Raw genomic sequence first — 11279 nt, 5'->3', positions numbered from 1 at the left:
CATGACTCAGCTCGACGAGGCCGGGACGGCGCTGTTCCACCAGTCGATGCCGTTCTCGGAGCGGCTCGGCATCGAGGTGCTGGAGCACTCGAAGGACGTGGTGCGGGCGCGGCTCGCCTGGGACGCCACCCTCTGCACGATCGGCGGGGTGCTGCACGGCGGCGCGCTGATGGCGCTGGCCGACTCGACCGGCGCGGTGTGCGCGTTCCTCAACCTGCCCGAAGGCGCACAGGGCACCTCGACCATCGAGTCGAAGACGAACTTCCTGCGCGGGGTGCGCGAGGGGCACGTGACCGCGACCGCCCGCCCGCTGCACGCCGGCCGCAAGGTGGTCGTGGTGGAAACCGAGCTGCACGACGACGCGGGCAAGCTCGTCGCGAAGGTGACGCAGTCGCAATCAGTCCTTTGACTGGTTTACACCACCCGTAGCGGCGGGGAGAATTCCCGGATGACCCGCGCCCTGCTCGCCGTGCTGGCCGCCGCCGTGATGGCGACGGTGACCGTGCAACCCGCGTCCGCCTCCCCCGGCCGGGCCGACGAGGCCGTCGACTACCACGAGTGGACGCCGGCGGGCCCTTTCGCGCCCGCCGGGACCGAGTCGTACGAGGGCCGGGACTACGAGCGGGCACAGTGGACCTCGCCGTTCCACGCGCCCGGGTTCGACGCGACCGAGCTGATCGCGTCGTGGAACGCGCAGACGCCGCCGGGCACCTGGATCCAGGTCGAGGCGCAGGCGCGCACGGCGGCGGGCGCGGAAACCGCGTGGTACGTGATGGGCCGGTGGGCCGCGGGCGACGGTGACATCAAGCGGACGAGCGTGGACGGCCAGGACGACGCGCACGCGCAGGTCTCGGTCGACACGCTCGTGATGAAGCCCGGCGTGCTGCTGCGCTCGTACCGGCTGCGGGTCTCGCTCTACCGCGCGCCGGGCACGCGCGCGACGGCCACGGTGAGCGCGGTCGGCGCGATGACGTCGAACGTGCCGGACCGGTTCGAGGTGCCGGTTTCCCGGCCGGGCAAGGCGTCCGGCATCGAGCTGCCCGTTCCCGCGTACGCGCAGAACATCCACAAGGGACACTTCCCGGAGTACGGCGGCGGCGGGGAGAGCTGGTGCAGCCCGACGTCCACCGAGATGGTGGTCGAGTACTGGGGCAGGCGGCCGCGCGAAGAGGACATGACCTGGATCCCGGCCGGCTACCCGGACCGGACGGTCGACTACGCGGCCCGGCACACCTACGACCACTCCTACGAGGGCACCGGCAACTGGCCGTTCAACACCGCGTACGCGGCGACCTTCGGCCTGCGCGGGCACGTCACGCGCCTGCACTCGCTGACCGAGCTGGAGGACTACATCGCCCGGGGCATCCCGGTGATCACGTCGCAGTCCTTCCGCGCCGACGAACTGGACGGCGCGGGTTACGGCACAGCGGGGCACATCATGGTCGTCGTCGGGTTCACGGCGGACGGCGACGTCATCGCCAACGACCCGGCCGCGAACAGCAACGCGAACGTGCGCACGATCTACCCGCGGGCTCAGTTCGAGAACATCTGGCAGCGCACCAAGCGGCACACCGAGGACGGCTCCGTGGCGAGCGGCCCCGGCGGCGTCGTCTACCTGATCACCCCGTGACGACGCGGACGAGGACATCGAGGTCAGAGCGCTTACTGGTAACTGGTGAACCCGTTCGGGTCACGGCGATGACCTCGTCCGCGATCGTCTAATATCGCCCGCCTACAAAAGGCACCGCGCCTCACACCGGATTTCCCGATACCCTCGGTACCGGTGGGGGCAACGAACCACGAGGCATGGTGGTCAACAATGGCGGCAACGGGCTGCAGTGCGACAGATGGACGATGAGAGTCGCGCTGTGATCGGCGAGGCCCGGCCCTCCAGCGCGCTCGCGAACGCCCGCGGACGTCCCACGGCGGCACGCGTGTCCGACGACGTCCTGCTCGACGCCGCGCGCCGGTGCGTCCTCGCCTCCGGGCTGCGGCGCACCACGCTGGCCGAGATCGCGCGCACGGCGAAGGTCAGCCGGATGACGCTCTACCGGCGGTTCCCGGACGTGCGCAGCGTGCTGTCCGCGCTGATGACCCGCGAGTTCGGCGCGCTGCTGCACCAGGCGACGGTGAGCGGGGCCGACGCCCCGACCGCCCGCGCGCGCCTGGTGCGCAGTTCGGTGACCGCGGTGCGGCTGCTCAACGCCGATCCGCTCATGCGCACGGTCCTCGACGTCGACACCGCGCTGGTGGTGCCCTACGTCCTGGAGCGGATGGGCGGCACCCAGCGGCTCGGCGAGAAGTTCATCGTCGCGCTGCTGGAGGCGGGGCACCGGGACGGCTCGATCCGGCGCGCGGCCACGGCCGTGCAGGCGCGGTCGGTCCTGCTCGTGGTGCAGTCGTTCGTGCTGTCGCTGCGGCCGGCCACCGCGGACGTCGCGGCCGAGGCGCTGCTCGGCGAGCTGGCGCACCACCTCAACGCGGCCCTGCGGCCGCTGTGACCCCAGGGATGCCCGCACCGGCACTGAAAATTGACCGGTTGTCCAAACGCTACGGATCGGTGGTGGCCCTCGACGAGATCTCCTTCGAGGTCGCGCCGGGTGAGCTGTTCGGGTTCGTCGGCAGCAACGGCGCGGGCAAGACCACGACGATGCGCATCGTGCTGGGCGTGCTCGCGGCGGACAGCGGCGCGGTGCGGTTCGGCGGGGAGCCGGTCACGCACGCGACCCGCACCCGCATCGGGTACATGCCGGAGGAACGCGGCTTGTACCCGAAGATGCGGGTGCTCGACCAGCTCGTGTACCTCGCCGAGCTGCACGGGCTCGACAACACGCGGGCACACCAGGCGGCGGAGGTCTGGATCGAGCGGCTCGGGCTGCGTGAGCGGCGCCGGGACGAGGTGCAGAAGCTCAGCCTCGGCAACCAGCAGCGGGTGCAGCTGGCGGCCGCGCTCGTGCACGACCCGGCGGTGCTGGTGCTGGACGAGCCGTTCTCCGGGCTGGACCCGATCGCGGTCGACGTGATGAGCGAGGTGCTGCGCGAGAAGGCGGCGGCCGGGGTGCCGGTGGTGTTCTCCAGCCACCAGCTGGATCTGGTCGAGCGGCTGTGCGACCGCGTCGGCATCATCCAAAAGGGACGGATGGTGGCGTGCGGGACGGTGGCGGAGCTGACTTCCGCGGCGCTGCTGGTCGTGTCCGCGCCGGACGCGCCGTGCGGCTGGGCCGGGGAGCTGCCCGGGGTGCGGGTGGTGGCCGACGAGCCGGGCCGGACCGTGCTGAAGCTGGGCCCCGGGGTGGACGACCAGCGCGTGCTGTCGGCCGCGCTCGCGACCGGCGCGGTGCGAGAATTCCGGTGGCGGCGGCCGAGCCTGGCCGAGCTGTTCCGGAACGTGGTCACGGGGAGCGGGGAATGACGGTCTCACCCGTCAAGGGTGTCGTCCTGGTCGCGCGGCGGGAGCTGAACACCCGCCTGCGGACGCGGTCGTTCGTGGTCGGGACCGTGGTGATCCTGCTGGTGCTCGGCGGGTACCTGCTGCTGCAGGCGACGCTGATCAAGGACGCGGACACGTCGAAGGTCGGGCTGACCGGGCAGGCCACGGCCGTCGCGGAGCAGCTGCGGGAGGCGGCCGACGCGGCAGGCGCACACGTCGAGACGGTGCCGGTGGCGAACCCGGAGCAGGGCGAACAGCAGGTGCGCGACGGCGACCTGGACGCGCTGGTCTCCGGCAGCGCGGCCGATCTGCGCGTGGTGGTGAAGGCGGAGCTGGACCAGCAGCTGCGGGCGGTGCTGAACGGGATCGCGCAGCAGCAGGTGCTGAACGCGAAGCTGCTGGAGGCCGACCTCGACCCGGCGCAGGTGATGCGCGAGGTGGGGCAGGCGCAGGTCCGGCTGACCGAGCTGGAGCCCCGCGACGCCGACAGCGGCCAGCGGCTGGCGATCGGGCTGGTGATCGTGTTCCTGATGTTCTTCGGCATCCAGGCTTACGGCGGCATGGTGGCGCAGGGCGTGGTCGAGGAGAAGGCCAGCCGGGTCGTGGAGATCCTGCTGTCGACGTTGCGGCCGTGGCAGCTGATGCTGGGCAAGGTGATCGGGCTCGGGCTGGTCGGCCTGGTGCAGCTGCTGATCCTGGCGGTGGCCGGGCTCGCGATGGCGGTCGGCAGCGGTGCCGTGACGCTGGGCGGGGTCGCGATCGGCACGGTCGCCTGGGGACTGTTGTGGTACCTGCTGGGCTTCTTCCTGTACGCGACGGTCTACGCCGCGGCCGGCTCGCTGGTGTCGCGGCAGGAGGACACCGCGTCCGTGGTGACGCCGGTGAGCCTGACGCTCATGGTCGGGTTCGTGGCCGGGTTCAACATCCTGATCCAGGACCCGGATTCGGCCGCGGCCCAGGTGCTGTCGCTGATCCCGGTGTTCTCGCCGATCCTGATGCCGGGCCGGATCGCCGCCGGGGTGGCCGCGTCGTGGGAGGTGGCCGTGGCGCTGGTGCTGACTGTCGTGTTCGGGGCGCTGCTGACCTGGGTGAGCGGCCGGGTGTACCGGAACGCGGTGCTGCACACCGGCAGCCGCATGCGGTTGCGAACCGCGCTGCGGTCCTAGGAAGTGTCCTGTAAGTCATCGGAGCCAGAGGATGATGGCGGCGATGGTGAGTTCGGCTTGGTAGTAGGCGGCGCGTTTGGCGTAGCGGGTGGCTAGGTCGCGGAACTGTTCGAGCCGGTTGAAGCAGCGTTCGACCACGTTGCGCCGCTTGTAGGTCTCGGCGTCGAAGGCGGGTGGGCGTCCGCCGCGGGAACCTCTGGCGACGCGGCGGGCGATTTGATCGTCGCGCTCGGGACTGACGAACCGGATCCGCCGATCTCGCATCGCTTGCCGGGTTGAGGGGTGCGAGTAGGCCTTATCCGCGACCGCACGATCGGGTCGGCATCGCGGTCTGCCTGGTCCGATCCGGGCGACCGCGATGCCGTCGAGCAGCGGCACTAGTTGTGGGTGGTCGCCGGCGTGGCCGCCGGTGAGCAGCATCCGCATCGGCAGCCCGCGGCCGTCGACGGCGAGGTGGATTTTGGTGCTCGGTCCTCCGCGGGACCGGCCGAGTCCTTCCCCGTCGACCGCGAGCGCCTCGACGCCGGGCGCGCAGCACCCTTTTTCCGGGCGCCAGCAGAATGCTGGTGCGCCCGGACCACGCTCGAATCAACCGAGATGACCCACTCGACGTCGCCGACCGAGTCGTCTTTGACGATCACCTCGTCCAGGATCTTCTACCAGGTGCCATCCGCGGTCCACAACCGCAACCGCTCGTGCGCGGTCTTCCACGGCCCATACCGTTCGGGCAGGCCACGCCACGGAGCGCCGGTGCGTAGATTCCACAGAATCGCGTTGAGCACCTGCCGGTGATCCCGCCACCGCCGACCCCGACCCGACACCGGCAACAACGGCTCGATCCGCGCCCACGCCCGATCCGTCACCTCACCCCGACCCACCACAACCCAAGATCAAACCAGAACCGCAGCTAGATCAATTACAGGACAGGACCTAGGCGCCAGGCTCGAGGTCGAGGGAACCGTCGAGGTCGCGCAGGCAGGCCTCGAAGCTCAAAACCTCCGCCGCGGGGACAGCTAGGTGATGGCGTTGAAGCGGTCCAGCGCGACCTTGCGTTCCTGCGCGTGGTCGACCATCGGGGCCGGGTAGTCCTTCGGCGGGCGCGGCAGCTTCCACGGCTGGTGCACGGCCTTGCCGGGGATCTCGCGCAGTTCCGGGACGTACTTCCGCACGTAGGCCCCGTCCGGGTCGAACTTCTCGCCCTGGGTGGTGGGGTTGAAGACGCGGAAGAAGGGCGCCGGGTCGGTGCCGGTGCCCGCCACCCACTGCCAGTTCAGCTGGTTGGACGCCAGGTCGCCGTCCACGAGGTGGTTCATGAAGTGCCGGGCGCCGAGCCACCACGGCTGGTGCAGGTCCTTGACCAGGAAGCTCGCGACGATCATCCGGACGCGGTTGTGCATCCAGCCCTCCGCGAGCAGCTGACGCATCCCGGCGTCGACGATCGGGTACCCGGTGCGGCCGGCGCGCCAGCGGTCGAAGGACTCCCGGTCGGTGTCGTACTCCAGTTCGTCGAAGCGCTCGTCGTAGTTCTTGCGCGCGGTTTCGGGGCGGTGGTGGAGCACGTCGGCGTAGAACTCGCGCCAGGCCAGTTCGCTGCGCAGGGATTCGACGTCCTTGCCGTGCCGGGTGTCGAGGTCGGCCAGCAGGGTGCGGGGGTGGAGACAGCCCCAGCGCAGGTACGGCGAGAGGCGGGTGGTGGCCGGCCGGTCCGGGCGGTCGCGGTTGGTCGCATAGCCGTCCAGGCCGCCGTCGAGGAACTCCTCCCACACCTCGTGCGCGGCGGCTTCTCCCGGGCGCGGCAGGGCCATCGGGCCGAGGTCGGGTGTTTCGGGGAGGCGGAAGGGTTTCTCCGGCTCGATCCAGTCCACTGTGGAGTGAGGAGCCGGCGCGCGCCAGCCGTGCCGGCACCAGGCGCGGTAGAACGCGCTGAAGACCCGGTAGGGCTCGCCGTCGGGTTTCGTGACGCGTCCCGGGGTCACCGCATAGGGCGAGCCGCATTCGACCCAGTCGATTTCGCCGAGCGCCTCGGCGACCGCCCGGTCCCGGCGGCTGCCGTAGGGGCCGGTGTCGGTGCTGACGTGGACACTGCCCGCGCCGACCGCCCGCGCCACCCGGGGCACCTCGCGGACCGGGTCGCCGTGGACCAGCGTGAGCCGCCCGTCGAGGCTGTCGGCGAGCGCTTCGAGGCACCCGTACAGGAACGCCTGCCGTGGCTTGCCCGCCGGCTTCAACAACGCGTCGTCGAGCACGTACGGCGCGAGCACCCGGGAGGCGCGCTCGGCCGCGCTCACCAGGGCGGGCAGGTCGGCGAGCCGCAAATCGCGCCGAAACCATAACAAGGCGGTACTCACGTTCGCCGACTCTAGGCGATCTGGGGTAATCCGGCTCAGCGACTACTCGATCGGGAACGCCGGTGACCCTGGGTACGTCTAGATCATGTGCGGCAGACACCGGAGGACCCCGTGTTCGAGGGCGCCCATGCCCTGGTCGACCTCGTCCGGACGCTGTACCGGCGCCCCGGCCTGAGCAGGCGGGATCCGGAGCTGCGCGTCCGCGGCGACGTGCCGCTCCCCCTGGTCTGCCTGCTGCGCAAGCCCGGCTCGGCGAAGTTCCTGCCGCGGCTGGGTGCCCAGCTGGACGTCGAACTCCGGCAGGTCCCGCACGCCTACCTCGACGCGAACGCGGTGCGCAACCCCGCGGTCCTGCCGCTGTTGGAGGAGCTGCACGACCGCCTCGGCACGGACGCGTTCGGCCGCGGCCACCTCAAGCACTTCGACCACTACCGGCTCACGACCTGGCTGACCGAGCGCTCCCTGCCGCGCGCGGAGGGCAAGGGCGACCGGCCGATCGTGCGGTTGCTGCGCGACTGGACCGGGCAGCGCGGGCCGGGTGGCGCGGACGCGACGGTCGACCACGTGCCGGTCGGTGGGTGGAGCAAGGCCGCGCTGAGCGTGCTGTGGTGGATCCTGCGGTACTTCGGGTTCCGGTGGGGTCGTCACCGCGTGCCCGGGCTGGGCCGGGAGAGCCGCTGGTTCATGCGCCAGCCGTTCATGGTCCCGCGTCACTCGGCGGACTTCCTCGGGTTCGCCGAGCGCCTGACCCGGGACCGGCTCGGATCGGAGAATCCCGAGCAGCTCAAGAAGCTGCTCGTGCACGCGTTCCTGCAGGACCTTCGCGAGGCGTACCGCCGCCGGAAGCTGCGGTTCCTGCCGCGGCGACGGGGCTGGCGGCGCACGGCGTACGTGACCGTGCTGCTCGACAACGTCACCGAGGCCAACGGCGGCTGGGAGCTGCTCCGGCTGATCAACGAGGTGCGCAACGAAACGGGTGACCTGGACCCGCTGCTGATCATCACCGCGAGCGACGAGCGCCCGCCGCCGGCCGCGGAGTCGGTCGCCGGGGCCGAGCCGGCCGCCCGCGCCACCCGGGCCTGGTCGACGTGGAAGCACCGGCTGCCGGGCAGGCGGCAGATGCTGGCCGGCGACGCGCGGTACCTGTTCATCGACCTGCCCAAGCCGTCGCCGGCGATCACGCCGGAGGACGCCGGCGTGTGGGAAGACCGGCAGGCCGGGCCGGTCGCGCCGCCGTGGATCGCGCGTCGCGGAGTGCTCGAACTGGCTGTGGCCGCGCTGTTGGTGGTGAGCCTCGCGCCGACCGCGGTGAAGGTGGACGAGTACTGGGGCGCGCACTGCTCGTTCTTCCGGGCCGGGTTGTCCTCGGGCGTGGCCACGAAGGTCGTGGACGGGCAGTGCGTCGGCTACAGCGACAACGCGCGCCAGGTCTTCGGGGAGAACGAACGCCTGCGGCAGGCGCAGTTGCTGGTGTTCGCGGAGAACGCGAAGGCCGAGGAGCTGCACCGCGCCAACCCTGGACGCGCGTACGTGAGCGTGGTGTACCTGGCGGGGCTGACGAACAACGAGCACTCGCCCGCGACCGCGCACGCCGTCGCCGAGGAGCTGGAAGGCGTGGTGATCCGGCAGCGCGAGCAGAACGACCCGTCGTCGAGCGTGAAGCCGCTGCTGCGGGTGGTCGTGGCCAACGGCGGGACCGGGATGTCGGCCGCGGACGTGGTGACCCGGGACATGCTGGTTCCGTTGATCGAGGGCGATCCGGGGATCCTCGGGGTGCTCGGGTTCGACCGGAGCGTCGCGCAGACCGAGCAGGCGATCGCGGAGCTTGGTGCGCACGGGATTCCCGCGCTGGGCACGACGTTGACGGCGGCGGGGCTGGCGGACCGGTCGCCGCTGTACTTCCAGCTGGTGCCGGACAACACCCAGCAGGCCGAGTTGCTCGCCGGGTACGCGCGGTACGTGGGGGCGCCGAAGGTGACGATCTACCACCCGCCGCTCGATCCGGGGAACAGTTACGTGAGCACGCTGGTCGAGGTGGTGCGGCAGCGGCTGGCCGGGATCGAGGTGGCGAGCCAGGGCTGGACCACGAGCGTCGGATCGTTGCCGTCGCTGTGCCGGGATCCGGCCGATCGGAGCCGCGAAATCGTGTTCTACGCGGGGCGGGAGACCGAGTTCGGTGATTTCCTGCGCACGGTGCGAAGCAATTGTGCCGAGCCGCGGAAACTGCCGCGAATCGTCGCCGACGACGCGGTGTCGCGGTTCGTGGCGCACGCGCCGGACCGGAATCGCAGCGAGCTGAACGGGATTCCCGTCTCCTACGTCGGGATGGGCAGCCCGGTGGTCCTCGGCGGGCAGGCGTGCGTGGACGGACGGCCCGGGGCGCTGCCCGGTGGCGGGCCCGCGCTGGACGCGTTCTGCGCCGGTTACGCCGATCTGTTGCGGGACTTGCGGAAGCTGCCCCCGGAGGAGGCGCCGACGACGCCGTGGGCCGGGGAGCGGGTGGGCGGCCTCTACGACGCGGCTGGATTCTTCCTGGACGCGGCCCGGCGGTTGCCGCTCCTCGGGGGTGGTGCGGGTGCGTCCGGTCCGGTTGCCCCGAACCGGGCGGCGGTGGCGCAGCAGTTCCGCGAGATGACCTTCCAGGGCGCGACGGGCGAGATCAGCTTCGAGAGGTCCCGGATCGCGAACGACCGGAGCCTGGCGATCCTGACGATCGCGAACATCTCCCGGCTCGACGGCCCGGACGGGGTGCCCACCTGCGCGTACCTGGTGGGCAAGCTGTACAGCGAAAGCGAGCCCCGCGAGGCGAACGGGTGCCCGGTGACGGGGTGAGGTGTTCGGTTCGGGGGTTGCTCGGGAGACATACCCACGAAATGGCCAACGGTGCCCGCATCAACGGACCAACCGCGCAAACGCCCCACCGACCAAAACAGAACGGCGCGCCCCGCCAGGGACGCGCCGTCAGGGAACGCAGCAGACTCAGCGCTCGGAGATCGCGGTGTACTCGCGCTCCTTCTCGCCGATGTAGATCTGCCTCGGGCGGCCGATCTTCGTCTGCGGGTCGTTGATCATCTCGCGCCAGTGCGCGATCCAGCCGGGCAGCCGGCCGAGCGCGAACAGCACCGTGAAGAACTGCGTCGGGAACCCGAGCGCGCGGTAGATCAACCCGGTGTAGAAGTCGACGTTCGGGTAGAGCTTGCGCTCGATGAAGTAGTCGTCCGAGAGCGCGGTCTCTTCCAGGCGCTTCGCGATGTCCAGGAGCTCGTCGTTCGGCGCGAGCTTGCCCAGGATCTGGTCCGCGGTGCGCTTGATGATCTTGGCGCGCGGGTCGTAGTTCTTGTACACCCGGTGGCCGAAGCCCATCAGGCGCACGCCCTTTTCCTTGTTCTTCACGCGGTTGACGAAGTTCGCCACGTCACCGCCCTCGGCCTTGATGCCGTTCAGCATCTCCAGCACGGCGCTGTTGGCGCCACCGTGCAGCGGCCCGAACAGCGCCATGATCCCGGCCGAAATGCTCGCGAACAGGTTGGCCTCGGACGAGCCGACCAGCCGCACCGTCGACGTGGAGCAGTTCTGCTCGTGGTCGGCGTGCAGGATGAACAGCAGGTCCAGCGCCTTGGCGACCTCGGGGTCGACCTCGTACGGCTCGGCGGGCAGGCCGAACGTCATCCGCAGGAAGTTCTCCACCAGGCCCAGCGAGTTGTCCGGGTACAGGAACGGCTGGCCGATGGACTTCTTGTAGGCGTACGCCGCCAGCGTCGGCACCTTGGCCAGCAGCCGGACGGTGGACAGCTCCACGTTCGGTTCGTCGAACGGGTTGAGCGAGTCCTGGTAGAAGGTGGACAGCGCGGACACCGCGGAGGACAGCACCGGCATCGGGTGCGCGTCACGCGGGAAGCCGTCGAAGAAGCGCTTGAGGTCCTCGTGCAGCAGGGTGTGCCGGTTGATCTTCTGCGTGAAGTCGTCCAGCTGCGCCTGGGTCGGCAGGTTGCCGTAGATCAGCAGGTAGGAGACCTCGAGGAAGCTGGAGCGCTCGGCCAGCTGCTCGATGGGGTAGCCGCGGTAGCGGAGGATCCCGGCGTCACCGTCGATGTAGGTGATGGCCGAGGAACACGACCCGGTGTTGACGAACCCCGGGTCGTACGTGATGTACCCGGTCGACGCCAGCAGCTTCCCCAGCTCGATGCCGGGAGCACCCTCGACGGCATTGACAACCTTCAGCTCGTGCTCGCCAGTCGGTAGGCGCAGCGATACGGTGCCGCCACCGGTCGCCGCAGTCGCGTCGGACATGCAGGTCGTCCCTCTCACGGTCACACGGGCCGGCAGCTCCTGCAG

At 70.6% G+C, this 11279-nt stretch carries 8 protein-coding genes and 1 pseudogene; 6 read left to right on the top strand and 3 right to left on the bottom strand.

Annotated elements, in window-relative coordinates; all coding sequences use genetic code 11:
• The first annotated feature begins 1 nt into the window (after position 1).
• The 5 genes from AMYTH_RS0133495 to AMYTH_RS0133475 all read left to right on the top strand — a co-directional run bounded on the left by AMYTH_RS0133495 (position 2) and on the right by AMYTH_RS0133475 (position 4596).
• Complete coding sequence (locus tag AMYTH_RS0133495; RefSeq protein WP_027933891.1) at positions 2–409, top strand: PaaI family thioesterase; 408 nt, start codon at positions 2–4, stop codon at positions 407–409.
• A gap of 39 nt (positions 410–448) precedes the next feature.
• On the top strand, positions 449–1630 hold the full coding sequence (locus AMYTH_RS0133490; RefSeq protein ID WP_037322889.1) for a peptidase C39 family protein: 1182 nt from the start codon (positions 449–451) through the stop codon (positions 1628–1630).
• Between the two features lie 217 nt (positions 1631–1847).
• Positions 1848–2501, top strand: a complete 654-nt coding sequence (locus AMYTH_RS0133485) for a TetR/AcrR family transcriptional regulator (RefSeq protein ID WP_027933889.1) — start codon at positions 1848–1850, stop codon at positions 2499–2501.
• An 8-nt stretch (positions 2502–2509) separates the two neighbouring features.
• On the top strand, positions 2510–3412 hold the full coding sequence (locus tag AMYTH_RS0133480) for an ABC transporter ATP-binding protein (RefSeq protein ID WP_027933888.1): 903 nt from the start codon (positions 2510–2512) through the stop codon (positions 3410–3412).
• Positions 3409–4596 (top strand): ABC transporter permease, encoded by a 1188-nt coding sequence (locus tag AMYTH_RS0133475; RefSeq protein WP_027933887.1) that lies wholly within the window; start codon positions 3409–3411, stop codon positions 4594–4596. Before AMYTH_RS0133480 ends, AMYTH_RS0133475 begins: the two co-directional genes overlap by 4 nt.
• A gap of 15 nt (positions 4597–4611) precedes the next feature.
• Here the strand turns inward: AMYTH_RS0133475 and AMYTH_RS48215 are convergent.
• Positions 4612–5474, bottom strand: a pseudogene (locus tag AMYTH_RS48215) (IS5 family transposase).
• Positions 5475–5609: 135 nt separating this feature from the next.
• Positions 5610–6944 (bottom strand): cryptochrome/photolyase family protein, encoded by a 1335-nt coding sequence (locus tag AMYTH_RS0133465; protein WP_228685054.1) that lies wholly within the window; start codon positions 6942–6944, stop codon positions 5610–5612.
• Positions 6945–7031: 87 nt separating this feature from the next.
• Here AMYTH_RS0133465 and AMYTH_RS0133460 point away from each other — a divergent pair, with 87 nt between their 5' ends.
• Positions 7032–9776: a type 1 periplasmic-binding domain-containing protein gene (locus tag AMYTH_RS0133460; protein ID WP_027933884.1), complete on the top strand. Its 2745-nt coding sequence runs from the start codon at positions 7032–7034 to the stop codon at positions 9774–9776.
• 147 nt (positions 9777–9923) lie between these two features.
• Here the strand turns inward: AMYTH_RS0133460 and AMYTH_RS0133455 are convergent, their stop codons facing one another.
• Positions 9924–11234 carry a citrate synthase gene (locus tag AMYTH_RS0133455; RefSeq protein ID WP_020416854.1) on the bottom strand — a complete coding sequence of 437 codons (1311 nt, stop codon included), beginning with the start codon at positions 11232–11234 and terminating at the stop codon, positions 9924–9926.
• Positions 11235–11279: the final 45 nt, after the last annotated feature.

The sequence above is a fragment of the Amycolatopsis thermoflava N1165 genome (assembly GCF_000473265.1).
Classification (GTDB): Bacteria; Actinomycetota; Actinomycetes; order Mycobacteriales; family Pseudonocardiaceae; genus Amycolatopsis_E; species Amycolatopsis_E thermoflava.
This window is presented reverse-complemented; position numbering and strand designations above follow the sequence as displayed.

Excerpts from the sequence above, each read along its gene's own strand:
- AMYTH_RS0133495 (WP_027933891.1), top strand. The coding sequence starts at position 2 with ATGACTCAGCTCGACGAGGCCGGGACGGCGCTGTTCCACCAGTCGATG.
- AMYTH_RS0133490 (WP_037322889.1), top strand. The coding sequence starts at position 449 with ATGACCCGCGCCCTGCTCGCCGTGCTGGCCGCCGCCGTGATGGCGACG.
- AMYTH_RS0133485 (WP_027933889.1), top strand. The coding sequence starts at position 1,848 with ATGGACGATGAGAGTCGCGCTGTGATCGGCGAGGCCCGGCCCTCCAGC.
- AMYTH_RS0133480 (WP_027933888.1), top strand. The coding sequence starts at position 2,510 with ATGCCCGCACCGGCACTGAAAATTGACCGGTTGTCCAAACGCTACGGA.
- AMYTH_RS0133475 (WP_027933887.1), top strand. The coding sequence starts at position 3,409 with ATGACGGTCTCACCCGTCAAGGGTGTCGTCCTGGTCGCGCGGCGGGAG.
- AMYTH_RS0133455 (WP_020416854.1), bottom strand. The coding sequence starts at position 11,234 with ATGTCCGACGCGACTGCGGCGACCGGTGGCGGCACCGTATCGCTGCGC.